Below are 20612 nucleotides of genomic sequence, written 5' to 3' on the forward strand. Positions count from 1 at the left end.
CACACCTGGTACACCTTGCGGTTTGCCGCCGCGCCGCCACATGCCAAGCTACTCGCCATGGCCGTCGCTATTGCCCGTCCGAAATTGGAAGGAAACATCGCCGTCGGCGAGGACCGCCGGATCGGCTTCGCCGAGTTCGGCGCCCCGCAGGGTCGTGCGGTCTTCTGGCTGCATGGCACCCCAGGGGCCCGGCGGCAGATCCCGACCGAAGCCCGGGTCTACGCCGAGCACCACAATATTCGTCTGATTGGCGTCGATCGGCCCGGCATCGGCGCCTCGACGCCGCATCAGTACGAAACCATCTTGGCGTTCGCCGACGATCTGCGGACCATCGCCGACACGCTCGGCATCGACAAGATGGCCGTGGTGGGCCTGTCGGGCGGGGGCCCATACACCCTGGCGTGCGCCGCCGGGCTGCCCGACCGGGTGGTCGCCGCCGGTGTCCTCGGCGGCGTCGCGCCGACGCGCGGCCCGGACGCGATTAGCGGCGGTTTGATGCGCCTTGGTTCGGCGGTGGCGCCGCTGCTGCAGGTGGGCGGCACCCCGCTGCGGCTGGGTGCGAGCTTGCTGATCCGGGCGGCCCGGCCCGTCGCGTCCCCTGCCCTCGACCTGTATGGCCTGCTCTCACCGCGGGCCGACCGGCATTTGCTGGCTCGGCCCGAGTTCAAGGCGATGTTCCTCGACGATCTGCTCAACGGTAGTCGCAAGCAGCTCGCTGCGCCGTTCGCCGATGTCATCGCCTTTGCCCGCGACTGGGGATTCCGGCTGGACGAGGTGAAAGTCCCCGTCCGCTGGTGGCACGGAGACCACGACCACATCGTCCCGTTCTCCCACGGGGAACACGTCGTATCCCGGCTTCCCGACGCGAAGTTGTTGCACTTGCCCGGCGAAAGTCATCTCGCTGGGCTTGGCCGTGGTGAAGAGATTTTGAGCACCCTGATGCAGATTTGGGACCGCGACCTGCGGAAATGATCGGGCGTGTGACCGAGCTCGCATGGGCGGGCCGCACTGCTTTGCATCGCCATTTGTGCCTATTGACGGCCTTAATATGACATGCTGTTGCCTGTGTTAGAGCCCGCTGACCGCCCCTGTGATGCCCCCGGATGGTTTCTCTACCTCACCGACATACCGCGCGCGGGTGTCGAGTACGGGCAATTGCTCGCCGTGCTGCCGCTGCAGCGGATGCTGCCGGCCGGCGACGGACATCCGGTACTGGTGCTACCTGGCCTGCTGGCCGGCGACGGTTCCACCTGGATCCTGCGACGGATCTTGCGTCGCCTCGGGTACGCGGCCTACGGCTGGGGGCTCGGCCGCAACATCGGGCCGACGGCCAAAGCGGTATCCGGGATGCGGGACCTCCTCGACAAGCTCCACTCCCGGTACCACACCCCGGTGAGCCTGATTGGGTGGAGCCTGGGTGGCATCTTCGCGCGCGGCCTCGCCCGCGACCATCCGTCGGCGGTGCGCCAGGTGATCACACTGGGCAGCCCGTTTGGCATGAGGGACACCTGTGAGACGCGCTCCGCGTGGAGCTTCAACCGGTATGCGCATCTGCACACCGAGCGGCACGAGTTGCCGCTGGAAATGGAAAGTGAACCTTTGCCGGTGCCGACCACCGCGATCTACTCGCGCTGCGACGGCATGGTCGCCTGGCAGACGTGCATGAATTCGCCATCGGAGCGCGCGGAAAACATCGCGGTGCGCAGCAGCCACATCGGCTACGGCCACAATCCGCCGGTGGTGTGGGCCATCGCCGACCGGCTGGCACAGCCCCAGGGTGCATGGGCGCCGTTTCGGCCGCCGAAGGTGTTGAGCCCGCTGTTTCCGCGACCGGATACACCGGCAGAGGCGGTCAGCACCCCCCAGACGCGACCGGCCTGACGGGGCAGGCGATCACGGCGCCGGGGTAGCCTCGCTCACGTGCTGCTGGCCTCCCTGAATCCTGCTGTCGTCTCCGCCGCCGATATCGCGGACGCGGTCCGCATCGACGGCGACGTGCTGAGCCGTAGCGACCTGGTCGGCGCGGCAACGTCGGTGGCCGAGCGGGTCGCCGGTGCGCACCGGGTCGCCGTGCTGGCCACGCCGACCGCGTCGACGGTGCTGGCGATCACCGGCTGCCTGATCGCCGGCGTGCCGGTTGTGCCGGTACCCGCCGATGTGGGCGTCACCGAACGCCGGCACATGCTCACCGACTCCGGCGTCCAGGCATGGCTGGGCCCGTTGCCCGACGACCCAGCGGGGCTGCCACACATCCCGGTGCGCACGCACGCGCGGTCCTGGCACCGTTATCCGGAGCCCTCACCCGGGGCCATCGCCATGGTGGTCTACACGTCCGGCACCACCGGGCCGCCCAAAGGCGTGCAGCTGAGCCGGCGGGCGATCGCCGCCGACCTCGATGCATTGGCAGAGGCCTGGCAGTGGACGGCCGAGGACGTGCTGGTCCACGGTCTGCCGCTGTATCACGTTCACGGCCTGGTGCTGGGCTTGCTCGGGTCGCTGCGGTTCGGAAATCGCTTCGTGCACACCGGTAAACCAACGCCGGCCGGCTACGCCCAGGCCTGTTATGAAGCGCACGGCACGTTGTTTTTTGGGGTGCCGACGGTGTGGTCACGAGTGGCGGCCGACCAAGCTGCCGCCGGGGCGCTCAAACCGGCGCGGCTGCTGGTGTCCGGGAGTGCGGCACTACCCGTGCCGGTGTTCGACAAGCTGGTGCAGCTCACCGGGCACCGGCCCGTCGAACGCTACGGTGCTTCGGAGTCGCTGATCACCCTATCGACGCGGGCTGACGGTGAGCGTCGCCCGGGCTGGGTCGGCCTGCCGCTGGCCGGTGTGCAGACCCGACTGGTGGACGACGATGGCGGTGAGGTCCCGCACGACGGGGAAACCGTTGGAAAGCTTCAGGTTCGCGGTCCGACCCTGTTCGACGGCTACCTGAATCAACCCGATGCCACCGCCGCGGCGTTCGACGCCGACAGCTGGTACCGCACCGGCGACGTCGCGGTGGTCGACGGCAGTGGGATGCACCGCATCGTGGGACGCGAGTCGGTCGACTTGATCAAGTCGGGTGGATACCGGGTCGGCGCCGGTGAAATTGAAACGGTGCTGCTCGGGCATCCGGACGTGGCGGAGGCGGCAGTCGTCGGGGTGCCCGACGATGATCTAGGCCAGCGGATCGTTGCCTACGTAGTCGGCTCAGCGAATGTCGATGCGGACGGGCTTATCAACTTTGTTGCCCAACAACTTTCGGTGCACAAGCGCCCGCGCGAGGTGCGTATCGTAGATGCGCTGCCGCGCAACGCGTTGGGGAAAGTGCTCAAGAAGCAGTTGCTGTCAGAAGGCTGAGCTACGGCGAATTATCGTGTACCGCTGGACAGTTACGCTGGCACACTGTTACTCCGACGGCCCGGTGAGCTTAGCGCATGGGCCTTGTTGCCGCGCCACTGTAGGGCTTCCAGGGCGACGGCCACATGGACGGAGGTGTGGTCGAGCGGTCGCGGTAGCAGCCGCTGAGCGGACTCGAGTCTGCGCAGAAATGTATTGCGGTGAGTGTGGAGACGTTTTGCGGCCCGGGAGGCGTTGCACTGCTCGTTGATGAAGGTCAGCAGGGCCGTTTGTAGATCTGGGCTGGCAGACTCGAGGTCTCCAAGCGTACTCGTGATGAATTCGCTTGCAGCATCTGGATTTTGGCTGATCAATGCGACCATCTTAACGTCGGCAAAGAAGGCGACCCGCTGGGTCGACCGTAGCCGTGACAAGGTGCGCTGGGTGATGAGCGCTTCGAGGTGGCTGCGCCGGAACCCCTCCACCCCGTTGGCGGTGGTCCCGATGGCGATGCGCGCCCCGGGTGCGTTGTCCACCGCCGCCTGCACTGTGTCGATGTCGAGTCCGTCGGCGTCGGTCACCCACGCCCAGCGGCTCGCCGCCCCGGCGACCACCGTCAGCGGTCGTGTCGATCCCACGGCGTGGCAGAACAGATCAGCCGCCCGGTCGAGGTAGCTGTGGTCACCGTCGAGCTCGTCGCTCCAGATGATGGCAGCGGTATGGGCACGACTCAGCGGGTAGCCCAATTTCGCTTCGGCCCGTTCGGGGCTGATAGGGGCGCCATCGAGAATCAGCCCGACGACCTCGAGGCGTTCGGCATGGGTGCTGCGGGTCAGTTCGTCGTGTTCCGACTGCACTTGCGCGGCGATACCGGTCAGCGTGGCCTCGATGAAGTCGTTGACGGAGCGGGCCGACACGTCTAGCAGCTCGCGCAGCTCTTGGGGGTCGGAAGTGAGTTCGAACGCAATCCCCATCCAGAACCGCCACCCGATGTGCTCACCGGTTCGATAGATGTTGAACGCTACTGTGTCCAGCCCCCGGCGCACCAGGTCTCGGGCCATCCGCAGTGGCTCGGTGCCGAGATTGGCGGGCACCCGAGCACCAGGGTCACGCAGGTTGGCCGCAGCCCAGTACACCAGGTTGGCGCGATTGGCCGTCTGGACAACCTTCGCAAGCACCGGATCGTTGGCGATCGCCGGATTGGCCGCAATCGTGGCACGGTCCAGTTCCTCGATCCACTCCGGGCTGGGATTGAGGGCGATGCGTGCTCCCTCGCGGATCAGCTCACGAATTCGCGGCGAAGGTTGTTGCCATGCCACGCGCCGATCTTAGGGCCAGCGGGTGCAATTTGCACACTATGTTGGCACTATTGTGCCGGATTCACACTGCACGGCCGGTGTGTGCGCGAAATCACGGTGTGGGTCTGCTGGATGAGTCGACCGTGTTGAACAACTTGCGACACACCGCAATTTGCGAAATCCGCCACCGACCGGGCATAGTAACCCAGCTAGTCGTCGTTGTCGCGTCGAACCACATGGTGAACTGTGCGGCGGGTGCATTTTGCACATCAAGTGGGCGCTGATTGGGAAGATTTACCCTTCGGCGGCGGCGGTAGGTGCAGATTGCACTTTGGCTCATGCTGATTGAAATTTTTTGACCTGTTGCGGTCCTTGCGGGCTCGCCATCATTGGCGGCAGTTCGTCACCGACGAATCGGGGCCAAGGACGTAGGCGACCAGTTCGCTTGACTGCTAACCGCTCCTGATCGTACCCGTGCGAGTGCTCGGGCCGTTTGAGGATGGAGTGCACGTGTCTTTCGTGATGGCATACCCAGAGATGTTGGCGGCGGCGGCTGACACCCTGCAGAGCATCGGTGCTACCACTGTGGCTAGCAATGCCGCTGCGGCGGCCCCGACGACTGGGGTGGTGCCCCCCGCTGCCGATGAGGTGTCGGCGCTGACTGCGGCGCACTTCGCCGCACATGCGGCGATGTATCAGTCCGTGAGCGCTCGGGCTGCTGCGATTCATGACCAGTTCGTGGCCACCCTTGCCAGCAGCGCCAGCTCGTATGCGGCCACTGAAGTCGCCAATGCGGCGGCGGCCAGCTAAGCCAGGAACAGTCGGCACGAGAAACCACGAGAAATAGGGACACGTAATGGTGGATTTCGGGGCGTTACCACCGGAGATCAACTCCGCGAGGATGTACGCCGGCCCGGGTTCGGCCTCGCTGGTGGCCGCGGCTCAGATGTGGGACAGCGTGGCGAGTGACCTGTTTTCGGCCGCGTCGGCGTTTCAGTCGGTGGTCTGGGGTCTGACGGTGGGGTCGTGGATAGGTTCGTCGGCGGGTCTGATGGTGGCGGCGGCCTCGCCGTATGTGGCGTGGATGAGCGTCACCGCGGGGCAGGCCGAGCTGACCGCCGCCCAGGTCCGGGTTGCTGCGGCGGCCTACGAGACGGCGTATGGGCTGACGGTGCCCCCGCCGGTGATCGCCGAGAACCGTGCTGAACTGATGATTCTGATAGCGACCAACCTCTTGGGGCAAAACACCCCGGCGATCGCGGTCAACGAGGCCGAATACGGCGAGATGTGGGCCCAAGACGCCGCCGCGATGTTTGGCTACGCCGCGGCGACGGCGACGGCGACGGCGACGTTGCTGCCGTTCGAGGAGGCGCCGGAGATGACCAGCGCGGGTGGGCTCCTCGAGCAGGCCGCCGCGGTCGAGGAGGCCTCCGACACCGCCGCGGCGAACCAGTTGATGAACAATGTGCCCCAGGCGCTGCAACAGCTGGCCCAGCCCACGCAGGGCACCACGCCTTCTTCCAAGCTGGGTGGCCTGTGGAAGACGGTCTCGCCGCATCGGTCGCCGATCAGCAACATGGTGTCGATGGCCAACAACCACATGTCGATGACCAACTCGGGTGTGTCGATGACCAACACCTTGAGCTCGATGTTGAAGGGCTTTGCTCCGGCGGCGGCCGCCCAGGCCGTGCAAACCGCGGCGCAAAACGGGGTCCGGGCGATGAGCTCGCTGGGCAGCTCGCTGGGTTCTTCGGGTCTGGGCGGTGGGGTGGCCGCCAACTTGGGTCGGGCGGCCTCGGTCGGTTCGTTGTCGGTGCCGCAGGCCTGGGCCGCGGCCAACCAGGCAGTCACCCCGGCGGCGCGGGCGCTGCCGCTGACCAGCCTGACCAGCGCCGCGGAAAGAGGGCCCGGGCAGATGCTGGGCGGGCTGCCGGTGGGGCAGATGGGCGCCAGGGCCGGTGGTGGGCTCAGTGGTGTGCTGCGTGTTCCGCCGCGACCCTATGTGATGCCGCATTCTCCGGCGGCCGGCTAGGAGAGGGGGCGCAGACTGTCGTTATTTGACCAGTGATCGGCGGTCTCGGTGTTTCCGCGGCCGGCTATGACAACAGTCAATGTGCATGACAAGTTACAGGTATTAGGTCCAGGTTCAACAAGGAGACAGGCAACATGGCCTCACGTTTTATGACGGATCCGCACGCGATGCGGGACATGGCGGGCCGTTTTGAGGTGCACGCCCAGACGGTGGAGGACGAGGCTCGCCGGATGTGGGCGTCCGCGCAAAACATTTCCGGTGCGGGCTGGAGTGGCATGGCCGAGGCGACCTCGCTAGACACCATGGCCCAGATGAATCAGGCGTTTCGCAACATCGTGAACATGCTGCACGGGGTGCGTGACGGGCTGGTTCGCGACGCCAACAACTACGAGCAGCAAGAGCAGGCCTCCCAGCAGATCCTCAGCAGCTAACGTCAGCCGCTGCAGCACAATACTTTTACAAGCGAAGGAGAACAGGTTCGATGACCATCAACTATCAATTCGGGGATGTCGACGCTCACGGCGCCATGATCCGCGCTCAGGCCGGGTTGCTGGAGGCCGAGCATCAGGCCATCATTCGTGATGTGTTGACCGCGAGTGACTTTTGGGGCGGCGCCGGTTCGGCGGCCTGCCAGGGGTTCATTACCCAGTTGGGCCGTAACTTCCAGGTGATCTACGAGCAGGCCAACGCCCACGGGCAGAAGGTGCAGGCTGCCGGCAACAACATGGCGCAAACCGACAGCGCCGTCGGCTCCAGCTGGGCCTGACACCAGGCCAAGGCCAGGGACGTGGTGTACGAGTGAAGGTTCCTCGCGTGATCCTTCGGGTGGCAGTCTAGGTGGTCAGTGCTGGGGTGTTGGTGGTTTGCTGCTTGGCGGGTTCTTCGGTGCTGGTCAGTGCTGCTCGGGCTCGGGTGAGGACCTCGAGGCCCAGGTAGCGCCGTCCTTCGATCCATTCGTCGTGTTGTTCGGCGAGGACGGCTCCGACGAGGCGGATGATCGAGGCGCGGTCGGGGAAGATGCCCACGACGTCGGTTCGGCGTCGTACCTCTCGGTTGAGGCGTTCCTGGGGGTTGTTGGACCAGATTTGGCGCCAGATCTGCTTGGGGAAGGCGGTGAACGCCAGCAGGTCGGTGCGGGCGGTGTCGAGGTGCTCGGCCACCGCGGGGAGTTTGTCGGTCAGAGCGTCGAGTACCCGATCATATTGGGCAACAACTGATTCGGCGTCGGGCTGGTCGTAGATGGAGTGCAGCAGGGTGCGCACCCACGGCCAGGAGGGCTTCGGGGTGGCTGCCATCAGATTGGCTGCGTAGTGGGTTCTGCAGCGCTGCCAGGCCGCTGCGGGCAGGGTGGCGCCGATCGCGGCCACCAGGCCGGCGTGGGCGTCGCTGGTGACCAGCGCGACCCCGGACAGGCCGCGGGCGACCAGGTCGCGGAAGAACGCCAGCCAGCCGGCCCCGTCCTCGGCGGAGGTGACCTGGATGCCCAGGATCTCTCGGTAGCCCTCGGCGTTGACGCCGGTGGCGATCAAGGTGTGCACTCCGACGACGCGGCCTGCCTCGCGCACCTTGAGCACCAGGGCGTCGGCGGCGAGGAAGGTATACGGGCCGGCATCGAGCGGGCGGGTCCGAAACGCCTCTACGGCTTCGTCGAGCTCTTTGGCCATGATCGACACTTGCGACTTGGAAAGCTTTGTCACACCAAGTGTTTCGACCAGGCGCTCCATCCGGCGAGTGGATACTCCCAGCAGGTAGCAGGTCGCCACCACGCTGGTCAGTGCGCGTTCAGCTCGCTTGCGGCGCTGCAGCAGCCAGTCCGGGAAATAGCTGCCCTGGCGCAGCTTGGGGATCGCGACGTCGATGGTTGCGGCACGGGTGTCGAAATCACGGTGGCGGTAGCCGTTGCGCTGATTGGACCGCTCATCGCTGCGTTCGCGGTAGCCCGCCCCGCACAGGGCGTCGGCTTCAGCCCCCATCAAGGCGGCGATGAACGTCGAGAGCAGCCCGCGCAGCAGATCCGGGCTCGCCTGTGCGAGTTGGTCAGCCAGAAGCTGCTCGGTGTCGATAAGATGAGAAGAGGTCATTGCGTCATTTCCTTCGATTGACTTTTGCTGGTCGTTTCGAAGGATCACGCGATGACCGCCCACTACTGGGCTACGACACGCCCACCGGCCTTACCTGCCCGTACACCACACCCCTGGACGTAACTTGACACCAATCCACAGCACCGAGCAGTGACAGAAGGTGCCCCAAGGTGTGGTGAAACTCGCTGGACGGTCCCCAGGATGTTGGCAGCACATTCACCGGACATGACCGGAGCAAGACCGGACATCCTCCCATACCGTCGTCGCCGTGTACATCCGTAGCCCGTCCTGGCAGGTGCTGGGTTGACCAAAATCAGCCCAACACCTGCCACGACGATGAAGCGGGTTGCGCTGGCATGTCTTGTCGGCTCGGCGATCGAATTCTACGACTTCCTTATCTACGGCACCGCTGCGGCGCTGGTGTTTCCCACCGTGTTCTTCCCACACCTGGATCCCACGGTGGCCGCCGTGGCCTCGATGGGGACATTTGCTGTGGCGTTCCTATCCCGGCCGTTCGGCGCGGCCGTCTTTGGATACTTTGGAGACCGCCTCGGCCGCAAGAAGACCCTGGTCGCCACACTGTTGATCATGGGCCTGGCAACCGTGACTGTCGGGCTGGTTCCAACGACAGTGGCCATCGGCGCCGCGGCCCCACTGATCCTGACGACCATGCGGCTGCTGCAAGGGTTCGCGGTCGGCGGCGAGTGGGCCGGTTCGGCGCTGCTGAGCGCCGAGTACGCGCCCGCCAGCAAACGTGGCTGGTACGGGATGTTCACCGTTGTGGGTGGCGGCATCGCGCTGGTACTGACCAGCCTGACCTTTCTGGGCGTGAACTACACCATTGGCGAAAGCAGCCCCACATTCATGCAGTGGGGGTGGCGCATACCGTTTCTGGTCAGTGCGGCGCTGATCGCCGTCGCCCTATACGTGCGGTTCAACATCGACGAGACCCCGGTGTTCGCCCGGGAAAGGGCAGACGAAAAAACCCGTTTGGGCCCAGCCGAAACGCCGATTGCCCAAGTACTGCGGCGGCAGCGGCGAGAGATAGTCTTGGCCGCCGGCAGCGCCGTTTGCTGCTTCGGCTTCGTCTACCTGGCCAGCACTTACTTGGCCAGCTACGCTCAAACCCGACTGGGGTATTCGCGCGGCAGCATCCTGTTCGACAGTGTGCTGGGTGGACTGCTGTGCATCGTGTTCACCGCGCTTTCTTCCGCTCTTTGCGACCAACTCGGGCGCCGCCGCGTCCTATTGGCCGGGTGGGCGGTGGCTCTACCCTGGTCGCTGTTGGTCATGCCGCTGATCGACTCCGGCAGCCCCAGTTTGTTCGCGGTGGCTGTCGTCGGCATGTATGCCATCGGCGGATTCGGTTTCGGACCCACGGCATCGTTCATCCCAGAACTGTTTGCTACTAGCTACCGATACACGGGCAGCGCGCTCGCGGCGAATCTCGCTGGGGTTGCCGGCGGCGCGCTACCGCCGGTGATTGCCGGCGCGCTGGTGGCAACCTATGGCAGCTGGGCGATCGGTGTCATGCTGGCCATCCTCGCGTTGATCAGCCTGGTATGCACCTATCGGTTGCCCGAAACCGCCGGATCGGCCCTCGTCAGCCGCTAGTTGGCGTGCAGGTCCTCGTTGAGGGCAATGCCCTGACCGTCGCGGGCCAGCACTTCGACCGCCCCGCTGACGGAATTGCGGCGAAACAGCAGGTTGCTGCTCCCGGAGAGCTCACGCGCCTTGACCGAATTGCTGTCGGGCATGGTGACCCTCGTGCCGGCGGTCACGTACAGCCCGGCCTCCACCACGCAGTCGTCGCCCAGTGAGATGCCCAGACCGGAGTTGGCGCCGAGCAGACAACGCTTGCCGATCGAAATGACGTGTGTTCCACCGCCAGACAGCGTGCCCATGATCGACGCTCCGCCGCCGACATCGGAGCCGTCGCCCACCACCACACCCGCCGAGATGCGGCCTTCCACCATCGAGGCGCCCAGGGTGCCGGCGTTGTAGTTGACGAAGCCCTCATGCATCACGGTGGTGCCCGGCGCCAGGTGAGCGCCCAACCGCACGCGGTCGGCATCGGCGATACGTACGCCGGTGGGCACGACGTAGTCGACCATCCGGGGAAACTTGTCGACGCCATACACAGTCACCGGTCCGCGGCGGCGCAGCCGCGCCCGCACCGCCTCGAAACCGTCTATGGCGCAGGGTCCGTGATTGGTCCACACCACATTGGTCAGCACCCCAAACAAGCCGCCGGCGTTCAACCCATGGGGCGCCACCAGGCGGTGCGACAAGAGGTGAAGCCGCAGGTAAGCATCGTATGGGTCAGCGGCGACATCGTCGAGCGAGCCGATGACCGTACGGACCGCGATGGTCTCGGTGCGGCGGTCGTCATCGCGGCCGATCAGCGCGGCCAGCTCGACAGGAACGTCGGACACCGCCAGTCGTGACGTCGCGCTGGTGCCCGATTCGGTCAGTTCCGGCGCGGGAAACCAGGTGTCGAGGACCGATCCGTCAGCGGCGAGGGTAGCCAGGCCGATGCCTGCTGCTCCAGTCACGGTCGACACGCTACTTGTGCCGCCGAACAGACACAAAACCACCCTATTTCGACCAGAATCGGGTGCTTTTGCGTCTGCTCGGCCAACTAAGCTAGCGCCGTGCTGGATTTGCGCGGGGACCCGATCGAATTGACCGCGGCGCTGATTGACATCCCCAGCGAGTCGAGGAAGGAGGCACGCATCGCCGACGAGGTGGAAGCGGCGTTGCGCGCTCAGGCATCGGGGTTCGAGATCATCCGCAACGGCAACGCGGTGCTGGCGCGTACAAAGCTGAACCGGTCCTCGCGGGTGCTGTTGGCCGGACACCTGGACACCGTGCCAGTGGCCGGCAACCTGCCTAGCCGCCGCGAGAACGACCAGCTGCACGGCTGCGGCGCAGCCGACATGAAATCCGGCGACGCGGTCTTCCTTCATCTGGCCGCTACACTGGCCGAACCGACGCACGATCTAACACTGGTGTTCTACGACTGCGAGGAAATCGATTCGGCGGCAAACGGTTTAGGCCGCATCCAGCGCGAGCTGCCGGACTGGCTATCCGCGGATGTAGCCATCTTGGGTGAGCCCACCGCCGGCTGCATCGAGGCTGGTTGCCAGGGCACGTTGCGTGTCGTCCTCAGCGTGACCGGAACTCGCGCGCATTCAGCGCGTTCGTGGTTGGGTGACAACGCAATCCACAAGTTGGGTGCTGTGCTGGACCGGTTGGCCGTCTACCGGGCACGCAGCGTCGACATCGACGGTTGCACCTATCGGGAGGGCCTCTCGGCGGTGCGCGTAGCAGGCGGCGTCGCCGGCAACGTGATCCCTGACGCGGCCTCGGTCACGATCAACTACCGCTTTGCCCCCGACCGGTCGGTGGCCGCGGCATTGCAACATGTCCATGACGTGTTCGACGGGCTCGACGTGCAGATCGAGCAGACGGACGCCGCGGCCGGTGCGCTGCCTGGCCTGTCCGAGCCCGCGGCCAAGGCGCTGGTCGAGGCCGCCGGCGGGCAGGTCCGGGCCAAGTATGGCTGGACTGATGTGTCGCGCTTTGCCGCTTTGGGCATACCGGCGGTCAATTACGGCCCGGGTGATCCCAACCTGGCGCACTGCCGCGACGAACGGGTGCCCGTCGGCAACATCACCGCGGCCGTGGACTTGCTGCGCCGATACCTGGGTGGCTAGCGCTGCTGTGGCCCCAAGCGTGCTGCCGCCTTGGTCGCGTCGGCTGCCGCGGCTGCCATCCCGATCCCGGCCAGCTCCTCAGCCACCGCGGTCAGCTCGGCAGCATCTCCGTCGGCCAGGCCACGGGCGTGCTTGACGAGGATATTTCCTACGGTGCAGTCGATTTCGGCGGCGAGGCGAGTCACCGGGTCCACCGCACGGATGTCGCCCAACCGAACCGCGTTATGCCAGGCGCATAGGGCCACCGCCGCCTGCCCGGCCCGCTCAGCCGTCCGGGCGGCCTCCCGGGCCGCCGCGATGGCCCCTGTCATGTCCTGGGCCGCCGCCCTGGTCCAGGCCCTGGCCAGCCCGAGCTCGGGTGCGAACAACGCGGACTTCGTTCCGTGCCGAGCTTCAGCGCGCTGCAGTGTTTTTGCAGACTCGGCGATATGGCCTTGCTGCGCGATGGCCGTTGCCAACAACATCAGCGACAGCGGACCCCACGAGTAGCCGGTTCGTTCCAGTGTGGCGGCGGCCGGCTCCAGCATCGATGCCGCGGCGCCGAATTCGCCTTTGGTGATCAGTACGTACGCCAACAACACTTCACCGATGGACCGGCCAGGTTGCTGCAGCTAGGCGAAGTCGGTGAACCGCTTGGCCAGCTCCTGAGCCGGCGCGACGTCGCCTGCCAGCAGCAGCGACGTGATCTGAGCCAGGCCCACGGTGAACCGCAGCAGCCCCGGATGTTCGGCGGCCGACGCCCGTTCGGCCAGCCGGTCAACGTCGCCGAACCGGCCCATTCGTGCCGATGATAACGCGGCAGCGCTGGCGGCCCAGGCCACGGCCATGTCGTCGGCAGCCGGTCCGGACAGCACCTCGGTGGCCAGCGTGATGGCCCGCGGCAAGTTTCCGGAGTTCATCGCAAACGTGGCCGCCAGCGCATCCAGGGTGCTGCGGGCCGTGGGCTCGGTCACTCGGCTGCGGGTCGTCTGCAGAAACGCCGTGGCGCGCTCGGGCTCGTTGAGCATCCAGAACCGATTCGCCGCCCGGGGTATCGCCCAGGCCATCAGCTCGGTCTCGGTCAATTCGGCGGGATTCACCGCCGCCAGCACCGCGTCAGCTTCGCGACCGCGACCCTGCCAACCGAGTGCGTAAGCCAAGGGCAGGCGTGCCGCCAGGGCGTCCGACCTATCCAGCGCTGCCCGCGCCAACCGTTCGGCAAGCCGGACGTCGCCGAGCCGCAGGGCCTGCCCGGCTGCGGTCGCCGCATCCGTGACCGCGGCCGGGGTAGCACTGGCGGGGACGTCGATGGCCAGTGAGGACAGCCGTAACTGATCGCTGACATGGTCGGATGGGTGCTTGGCCAGCTGCGCGACCAGCGACACGCGCAATGCATGCGCGTGCTCGGCCGTCAATACGGCGCGTGCGCGGTCGGCGTACAGCGGATGGCCGACAAAAATCTCGCTGGTATCGCTGTCGGGACCCACCCGCACCGCGCCGGCGGCTTCGGCTTGGCCGAGCGTGTCCAACTGCTCGCCACCGACCAGGGCCACCAGGTCGGTGCGCGCCAACGGTTCGGCGATGGCGAGGTAGTCGACAACGGCGCGGGCCGGTTCCGGCAGGGCGCACAGGTACTCGTCGATCACGCCGGACAGCGGCCGACGATCCTCGTCTCGACAGCGCCACCGGCCGTCCACGTGTTCGAGACCACCGCCGTCGATGAGGTGGCGCAGATACAACGGGTTGCCAAGGCTGCGCCGAAAGAGCTCGTCGGCGTCGGCGACGTCCAGTGTCGCGTCCAGCGCCGACTCCACGAACGCCGCGGTTTGGGCCCTGTCGAGCGGCTCGATGGCGACCCGGGTGAGCAGGTCATCGGACCAGAGCGCAGCTATAGCGTCCGGTGGCTCGGCCTCCGAGGCGACGGTGACCACCAGCCGCGCCGCCCCGGCCCGCGCCAGCTGGTACACCAAGGTGGCCGACAGCGGATCCAGGTTGTGCGCGTCGTCGACCACCAGCAGCAGATCGCCAGCATCACCGGTCAGGGAACTACGCGCCGCCCGCAGCAGCGCCGCGGGCCGCCCAATGTCGGCTCCGGAGGCGGGCAGGCTGATCAAATGGCGGAAAGCGCCGAACGGGATGGCCCGCCCTGGAGCGGTTCCCACCACCCAGCGAGCCCGGCCGCTCCTGCCGTCCTCGGACATGACCTGCTCGGCAGCCAGTTGCGCCAGCAGCGTCTTGCCGACGCCGTGTGGCCCGACCAGCACCACCCCGCACCGATCCGGACTGTCGACGGCCGCCTCCACGTGTTTCCAGACGCGCATCGCCGGATTTTATGGCGGTTGCGCCCAACGACATTCGAGCGGGGGATAGGCCAAAAATGTACGCGGTTCACATCGGTGGTCTACGTTCTGGTGTATGTCGGCGAAAATCGACATTACCGGTGATTGGACTGTGGCCGTGTATTGCGCGGCCTCGCCAACGCACGCGGAGTTGCTAGAGCTGGCCGCCGAAGTCGGCGCGGCAATCGCCGGACGTGGCTGGACGCTGGTGTGGGGAGGTGGCCATGTTTCGGCGATGGGGGCTGTCGCCTCGGCGGCGCGAGCCTGCGGCGGCTGGACCGTCGGCGTGATTCCCAAGATGCTGGTGTACCGCGAACTGGCTGATCACGACGCCGACGAGCTAATCGTCACCGACACCATGTGGGAGCGCAAGCAGATTATGGAAGATCGCTCAGATGCGTTCATCGTGTTGCCGGGCGGTGTCGGCACCCTAGACGAGCTGTTTGACGCATGGACCGACGGGTATCTCGGTACCCATGACAAACCCATTGTGATGGTAGATCCCTGGGGGCATTTCGATGGACTGCGGGCATGGCTGAACGGATTGCTCGACACCGGTTACGTCTCACCCACGGCGATGGAACGGCTGGTGGTAGTCGATAACGTCAAGGACGCTCTGCGGGCCTGCGCACCTTCCTGAGGTTGGTCGACAACCAATTCGACATTTCGCAAACGAATCGAGGGCTTACGTGTCCGATTACTACGGCGGCGCACACACAACGGTCAGGCTGATCGACCTGGCAACTCGGATGCCGCGAGTGTTGGCGGACACGCCGGTGATTGTGCGTGGGGCAATGACCGGGCTGCTGGCCCGGCCGAATTCCAAGGCGTCGATCGGCACGGTGTTCCAGGACCGGGCCGCTCGCTACGGTGACCGAGTCTTCCTGAAATTCGGCGATCAGCAGCTGACCTACCGCGACGCTAACGCCACCGCCAACCGGTACGCCGCGGTGTTGGCCGCCCGCGGCGTCGGCCCCGGCGACGTCGTTGGCATCATGTTGCGTAACTCACCCAGCACAGTCTTGGCGATGCTGGCCACGGTCAAGTGCGGCGCTATCGCCGGCATGCTCAACTACCACCAGCGCGGCGAGGTGTTGGCGCACAGCCTGGGTCTGCTGGACGCGAAGGTACTGATCGCAGAGTCCGACTTGGTCAGCGCCGTCGCCGAATGCGGCGCCTCGCGCGGCCGGGTAGCGGGCGACGTGCTGACCGTCGAGGACGTGGAGCGATTCGCCACAACGGCGCCCGCCACCAACCCGGCGTCGGCGTCGGCGGTGCAAGCCAAAGACACCGCGTTCTACATCTTCACCTCGGGCACCACCGGATTTCCCAAGGCCAGTGTCATGACGCATCATCGGTGGCTGCGGGCGCTGGCCGTCTTCGGAGGGATGGGGCTGCGGCTGAAGGGTTCCGACACGCTCTACAGCTGCCTGCCGCTGTACCACAACAACGCGTTAACGGTCGCGGTGTCGTCGGTGATCAATTCTGGGGCGACCCTGGCGCTGGGTAAGTCGTTTTCGGCGTCGCGGTTCTGGGATGAGGTGATTGCCAACCGGGCGACGGCGTTCGTCTACATCGGCGAAATCTGCCGTTATCTGCTCAACCAGCCGGCCAAGCCGACCGACCGTGCCCACCAGGTGCGGGTGATCTGCGGTAACGGGCTGCGGCCGGAGATCTGGGATGAGTTCACCACCCGCTTCGGGGTCGCGCGGGTGTGCGAGTTCTACGCCGCCAGCGAAGGCAACTCGGCCTTTATCAACATCTTCAACGTGCCCAGGACCGCCGGGGTATCGCCGATGCCGCTTGCCTTTGTGGAATACGACCTGGACACCGGCGATCCGCTGCGGGATGCGAGCGGGCGAGTGCGTCGGGTACCCGACGGTGAACCCGGCCTGTTGCTTAGCCGGGTCAACCGGCTGCAGCCGTTCGACGGCTACACCGACCCGGTTGCCAGCGAAAAGAAGTTGGTGCGCAACGCTTTTCGAGATGGCGACTGTTGGTTCAACACCGGTGACGTGATGAGCCCGCAGGGCATGGGCCATGCCGCCTTCGTCGATCGGCTGGGCGACACCTTCCGCTGGAAGGGCGAGAATGTCGCCACCACTCAGGTCGAAGCGGCACTGGCCTCCGACCAGACCGTCGAGGAGTGCACGGTCTACGGCGTCCAGATTCCGCGCACCGGCGGGCGCGCCGGAATGGCCGCGATCACACTGCGCGCTGGCGCCGAATTCGACGGCCAGGCGCTGGCCCGAACGGTTTACGGTCACTTGCCCGGCTATGCACTTCCGCTCTTTGTTCGGGTAGTGGGGTCGCTGGCGCACACCACGACGTTCAAGAGTCGCAAGGTGGAGTTGCGCAACCAGGCCTATGGCGCCGACATCGAGGATCCGCTGTACGTACTGGCCGGCCCGGACGAAGGATATGTGCCGTACTACGCCGAATACCCTGAGGAGGTTTCGCTCGGAAGGCGACCGCAGGGCTAGCGGATTCCGGGCGCAGTCTCGATACCCGCACTGGACGCTCGACGGTAACCAGGCACTATGGATGCGTGCGTTCAACACCGCCGGCCTCAGCCGGTCGTTCAACACCGCCGGCGTTAGCCGGCCATTCAACACCGCCGGCGTTAGCCGGCCATTCAACGCTGTGCGGCCGTCCAGTCGCAGGTGATCGTGCGCTGATCATGGCGATCGTCAACCGCACCCCGGATTCGTTTTACGACAAGGGTGCGACTTTCAGCGACGCGGCTGCCAGAGACGCGGTCCACCGGGCCGTCGCCGACGGTGCCGACGTCATCGACGTCGGCGGTGTCAAAGCCGGCCCGGGTGAACGCGTCGACGTCGACACCGAGATCACGCGGCTGGTGCCGTTCATCGAATGGCTCCGCGGTGCTTACCCGGACCAGCTGATCAGTGTCGACACCTGGCGCGCGCAGGTGGCGAAGGCGGCCTGCGCGGCGGGGGCGGACCTGATCAACGACACCTGGGGTGGCGTCGACCCGGCCATGCCCGAGGTGGCCGCCGAGTTCGGCGCGGGCCTGGTGTGTGCGCACACCGGCGGCGCGCTGCCACGCACGCGACCCTTCCGGGTGAGCTACGGTACGACTACCCGCGGTGTGGTGGATGCTGTGATTAGCCAGGTCACAGCCGCCGCCGAGCGGGCCGTCGCGGCCGGGGTGGCCCGCGAGAAGGTGTTGATCGACCCGGCACACGACTTCGGCAAGAACACCTTCCATGGGCTGCTGCTATTGCGACACGTGGCCGATCTTGTTATGACCGGGTGGCCCGTGCTGATGGCTTTGAGCAACAAGGACGTTGTCGGGGAGACTCTGGGCGTGGATTTGACCGAACGGCTTGAGGGAACGCTGGCAGCCACCGCGTTGGCTGCGGCCGCCGGGGCGCGCATGTTTCGGGTGCATGAGGTCGCCGCCACCCGGCGGGTGCTGGAAATGGTGGCATCGATTCAGGGGGTCCGGCCGCCGACGCGCACGGTGAGAGGACTCGCATGACAGCATCGGAGCTGGTCGCCGGCGATCTCGCCGGTGGCAGGGCCCCTGGCGCGCTGCCCTTGGACACTACTTGGCACCGTCCCGGCTGGACGATCGGGGAGTTGGAAGCGGCAAAGGCCGGACGGACGATTTCGGTGGTGCTGCCGGCCCTCAACGAGGAAGCGACCATCGAATCGGTGATCGACAGCATCTCTCCGCTGGTCGATGGCCTGGTCGATGAATTGATCGTGCTGGACTCCGGTTCCACCGACGACACCGAGATCCGGGCCATCGCCTCCGGCGCCCGGGTTGTCAGCCGTGAACAGGCGTTGCCCGAGGTGCCGGTACGGCCCGGCAAAGGTGAGGCATTGTGGCGTTCACTGGCGGCCACCAGCGGCGACATCGTGGTGTTCATCGACTCAGACCTGATCAACCCGCACCCCTTGTTTGTGCCATGGCTGGTCGGTCCGCTGCTCACCGGCGAAGGCATTCAGCTGGTCAAGAGCTTTTACCGACGGCCGCTGCAGGTCAGCGACGTGACGAGTGGGGTGTGCGCCACCGGCGGCGGGAGGGTCACCGAGCTGGTGGCGCGGCCACTGTTAGCCGCGCTGCGGCCCGAGCTGGGTTGTGTACTGCAGCCGCTGAGCGGTGAGTATGCGGCCAGCCGGGAGCTGCTGACATCGCTGCCATTTGCCCCCGGCTACGGCGTGGAGATCGGCCTCTTGATAGACACGTTCGACCGGTTGGGCCTGGACGCAATCGCCCAGGTCAACTTGGGCGTTCGGGCGCACCGTAACCGGCCCCTAGACGAGCTCGGCGCGATGAGCCGCCAGGTCATCGCGACCCTGCTGTCGCGCTGTGGAATTCCCGATTCCGGTGTCGGGCTGACCCAGTTCTTGCCCGGCGGCCCGGACGATAGTGACTACACGCGGCACACCTGGCCGGTATCACTAGTCGACCGGCCGCCGATGAAGGTGATGCGGCCGCGCTGACCGACACCGCGTCGGCGCCTTAGGGCAAGATCGATGACGTGGCGTTGGTGTTGGTGTACCTGGTGGTGCTGGTCCTGGTGGCGATCGTGCTGTTCGCTGCGGCGAGCTTGCTATTCGGCCGTGGCGAGCAGTTGCCGCCCCTGCCGCGGGCGACGACGGCGACGACGCTGCCGGCGTTCGGGGTCACCCGCGCCGACGTCGACGCGGTCAAGTTCACGCAGGTGCTGCGCGGGTACAAGACCAGCGAGGTGGACTGGGTGCTGGAACGGCTCGGCCGTGAGCTCGAGGCGCTACGCTCTCAGCTCGGGGCGATCCACGCCTCGTCGGAAGACGCCGAGGCCGAGTCTGACGCGTCAAACCCTTCGCGCGGCGAGACCGTCGTGCACTACCGTTCTGACCCCGCGTGAGCGGCGACGGGCTGGTTCGCTGCCCCTGGGCGGAGGTTCGTCCAGGGCCCGATGCCCAGCTGTACCGCGACTATCACGACAACGAATGGGGGCGTCCGCTGTACGGCCGGGTGGCTTTGTTCGAGCGAATGAGCCTGGAGGCCTTCCAGAGTGGCCTGTCATGGTTGATAATCCTGCGCAAGCGGGAGAATTTCCGGCGCGCATTCTCTGGGTTCGACATCGACAAGATCGCTCGCTACACCGATACCGATGTGCGACGGCTACTCGCCGATGACGGAATCGTGCGCAACCGCGCCAAGATTGAGGCGACGATCGCCAACGCGCGCGCAGCTGCCGATCTGGGGTCGTCCGAAGACCTATCCGAGCTGCTGTGGTCGTTCGCGCCACCGCCTCGGCCCCGGCCCGTCGACGGTTCCGAAATTCCCTCGGTCAGCACGGAATCGAAGGCTATGTCGCGTGAGTTGAAGCGGCGCGGGTTCCGTTTCGTCGGGCCCACCACCGCCTATGCGTTGATGCAGGCGACCGGGATGGTCGACGACCATATCCAAGCATGCTGGGTGCCCACTGAGCGACCTTTTGACCAGCCGGGCTGCCCGATGGCGGCCCGGTGAAGTCATTGCGCCGGGGCTTGTGCACCTGATGAACCCGAATAGGGAACAATAGGGGGGTGATTTGGCAGTTCAATGTCGGGTATGGCTGGAAATCCAATGGCGGGGCATGCTCGGCGCCGACCAGGCTCGCGCAGGCGGGCCAGCCCGAATCTGGAGGGAGCACTCAATGGCGGCGATGAAGCCCCGGACCGGCGACGGTCCTTTGGAAGCAACTAAGGAGGGGCGCGGCATTGTGATGCGAGTACCACTTGAGGGTGGCGGTCGCCTGGTCGTCGAGCTGACACCCGACGAAGCCGCCGCACTGGGTGACGAACTCAAAGGCGTTACTAGCTAAGACCAGCCCAACGGC

Annotated in this window: 21 protein-coding genes and 2 other annotated features; of the genes, 16 read left to right on the forward strand and 5 right to left on the reverse strand. The window is 66.1% G+C overall.

Going from position 1 to position 20612, the window contains the following annotated elements; translation table 11 throughout:
* Positions 1–57: 57 nt before the first annotated feature.
* The 3 genes from Rv1191 (at position 58) to fadD36 (ending at position 3342) form a co-directional block, all read left to right on the forward strand.
* Positions 58–972 (forward strand): hypothetical protein, encoded by a 915-nt coding sequence (locus Rv1191; protein NP_215707.1) that lies wholly within the window; start codon positions 58–60, stop codon positions 970–972.
* Between the two features lie 81 nt (positions 973–1053).
* A complete protein-coding gene (locus Rv1192) occupies positions 1054–1881 on the forward strand; it encodes a hypothetical protein (protein NP_215708.1) in 828 nt (275 codons plus the stop codon).
* A gap of 39 nt (positions 1882–1920) precedes the next feature.
* On the forward strand, positions 1921–3342 hold the full coding sequence (gene fadD36 / locus Rv1193) for a fatty-acid--CoA ligase FadD36 (protein ID NP_215709.1): 1422 nt from the start codon (positions 1921–1923) through the stop codon (positions 3340–3342).
* Positions 3343–3374: 32 nt separating this feature from the next.
* Here fadD36 and Rv1194c read toward each other — a convergent pair whose 3' ends face one another.
* Positions 3375–4640, reverse strand: a complete 1266-nt coding sequence (locus tag Rv1194c; RefSeq protein NP_215710.1) for a hypothetical protein — start codon at positions 4638–4640, stop codon at positions 3375–3377.
* Positions 4641–5129: 489 nt separating this feature from the next.
* Here Rv1194c and PE13 point away from each other — a divergent pair, with 489 nt between their 5' ends.
* The 4 genes from PE13 (at position 5130) to esxL (ending at position 7417) form a co-directional block, all read left to right on the forward strand.
* Positions 5130–5429 (forward strand): PE family protein PE13, encoded by a 300-nt coding sequence (PE13, locus tag Rv1195; protein YP_177794.1) that lies wholly within the window; start codon positions 5130–5132, stop codon positions 5427–5429.
* Positions 5430–5475: 46 nt separating this feature from the next.
* Positions 5476–6651, forward strand: coding sequence for a PPE family protein PPE18 (gene PPE18 / locus Rv1196; RefSeq protein ID YP_177795.1), 1176 nt, complete (start codon positions 5476–5478; stop codon positions 6649–6651).
* A gap of 53 nt (positions 6652–6704) precedes the next feature.
* Positions 6705–6752 (forward strand) — a sequence feature (ncrMT1234, fragment of putative small regulatory RNA (See Pelly et al., 2012), cloned from M. tuberculosis CDC1551; supported by RNA-seq in H37Rv (unpublished data).; Fragment of putative small regulatory RNA).
* A 33-nt stretch (positions 6753–6785) separates the two neighbouring features.
* The gene (gene esxK, locus Rv1197; protein NP_215713.1) at positions 6786–7082 is read left to right on the forward strand and encodes an ESAT-6 like protein EsxK; all 297 of its coding nucleotides are present in this window, start codon (positions 6786–6788) and stop codon (positions 7080–7082) included.
* Positions 7083–7132: 50 nt separating this feature from the next.
* Positions 7133–7417 (forward strand): ESAT-6 like protein EsxL, encoded by a 285-nt coding sequence (gene esxL, locus Rv1198; protein ID NP_215714.1) that lies wholly within the window; start codon positions 7133–7135, stop codon positions 7415–7417.
* A 67-nt stretch (positions 7418–7484) separates the two neighbouring features.
* Here the strand turns inward: esxL and Rv1199c are convergent, their stop codons facing one another.
* On the reverse strand, positions 7485–8732 hold the full coding sequence (locus tag Rv1199c) for an insertion sequence element IS1081 transposase (protein NP_215715.1): 1248 nt from the start codon (positions 8730–8732) through the stop codon (positions 7485–7487).
* Positions 7488–8916, reverse strand: a mobile genetic element (IS1081-2, len: 1429 nt. Insertion sequence IS1081.). Its footprint overlaps the gene before it by 1245 nt.
* 152 nt (positions 8917–9068) lie before the next feature.
* Here Rv1199c and Rv1200 point away from each other — a divergent pair.
* Positions 9069–10346 carry an integral membrane transport protein gene (locus tag Rv1200; RefSeq protein NP_215716.1) on the forward strand — a complete coding sequence of 426 codons (1278 nt, stop codon included), beginning with the start codon at positions 9069–9071 and terminating at the stop codon, positions 10344–10346.
* On the opposite strand, the gene dapD is transcribed toward Rv1200, so the two are convergent.
* Complete coding sequence (gene dapD, locus Rv1201c; protein ID NP_215717.1) at positions 10343–11296, reverse strand: 2,3,4,5-tetrahydropyridine-2,6-dicarboxylate N-succinyltransferase; 954 nt, start codon at positions 11294–11296, stop codon at positions 10343–10345. The genes Rv1200 and dapD overlap by 4 nt on opposite strands.
* Before the next feature lie 90 nt (positions 11297–11386).
* Here dapD and dapE point away from each other — a divergent pair, with 90 nt between their 5' ends.
* A complete protein-coding gene (gene dapE, locus Rv1202) occupies positions 11387–12451 on the forward strand; it encodes a succinyl-diaminopimelate desuccinylase DapE (RefSeq protein YP_177796.1) in 1065 nt (354 codons plus the stop codon).
* On the opposite strand, the gene Rv1203c is transcribed toward dapE, so the two are convergent.
* The gene (locus tag Rv1203c; RefSeq protein NP_215719.1) at positions 12448–13032 is read right to left on the reverse strand and encodes a hypothetical protein; all 585 of its coding nucleotides are present in this window, start codon (positions 13030–13032) and stop codon (positions 12448–12450) included. The two genes, dapE and Rv1203c, sit on opposite strands and share 4 nt — an antisense overlap.
* A 30-nt stretch (positions 13033–13062) precedes the next feature.
* Positions 13063–14751 (reverse strand): hypothetical protein, encoded by a 1689-nt coding sequence (locus Rv1204c; protein NP_215720.1) that lies wholly within the window; start codon positions 14749–14751, stop codon positions 13063–13065.
* Positions 14752–14845: 94 nt separating this feature from the next.
* Between Rv1204c and Rv1205 the strand changes: the two genes are divergently transcribed.
* The 7 genes from Rv1205 (at position 14846) to Rv1211 (ending at position 20597) form a co-directional block, all read left to right on the forward strand.
* On the forward strand, positions 14846–15409 hold the full coding sequence (locus Rv1205; protein NP_215721.1) for a hypothetical protein: 564 nt from the start codon (positions 14846–14848) through the stop codon (positions 15407–15409).
* A gap of 49 nt (positions 15410–15458) precedes the next feature.
* Entirely contained in the window at positions 15459–17252 is a 1794-nt protein-coding gene (fadD6, locus tag Rv1206; RefSeq protein NP_215722.1) for a fatty-acid--CoA ligase FadD6, read from the forward strand.
* Positions 17253–17317: 65 nt separating this feature from the next.
* Complete coding sequence (gene folP2 / locus Rv1207) at positions 17318–18274, forward strand: dihydropteroate synthase (RefSeq protein NP_215723.1); 957 nt, start codon at positions 17318–17320, stop codon at positions 18272–18274.
* Positions 18271–19245 (forward strand): glucosyl-3-phosphoglycerate synthase, encoded by a 975-nt coding sequence (gene gpgS / locus Rv1208; protein ID NP_215724.1) that lies wholly within the window; start codon positions 18271–18273, stop codon positions 19243–19245. The genes folP2 and gpgS overlap by 4 nt, the downstream gene beginning before the upstream one ends.
* Before the next feature lie 38 nt (positions 19246–19283).
* Positions 19284–19652 (forward strand): hypothetical protein, encoded by a 369-nt coding sequence (locus tag Rv1209; RefSeq protein ID NP_215725.1) that lies wholly within the window; start codon positions 19284–19286, stop codon positions 19650–19652.
* Complete coding sequence (gene tagA, locus Rv1210; protein ID NP_215726.1) at positions 19649–20263, forward strand: DNA-3-methyladenine glycosylase I TagA; 615 nt, start codon at positions 19649–19651, stop codon at positions 20261–20263. Before Rv1209 ends, tagA begins: the two co-directional genes overlap by 4 nt.
* A 106-nt stretch (positions 20264–20369) precedes the next feature.
* Positions 20370–20597 (forward strand): hypothetical protein, encoded by a 228-nt coding sequence (locus Rv1211; protein NP_215727.1) that lies wholly within the window; start codon positions 20370–20372, stop codon positions 20595–20597.
* Positions 20598–20612 lie beyond the last annotated feature (15 nt).

It is taken from the genome of Mycobacterium tuberculosis H37Rv, assembly GCF_000195955.2.
Classification (GTDB): domain Bacteria; phylum Actinomycetota; class Actinomycetes; order Mycobacteriales; family Mycobacteriaceae; genus Mycobacterium; species Mycobacterium tuberculosis.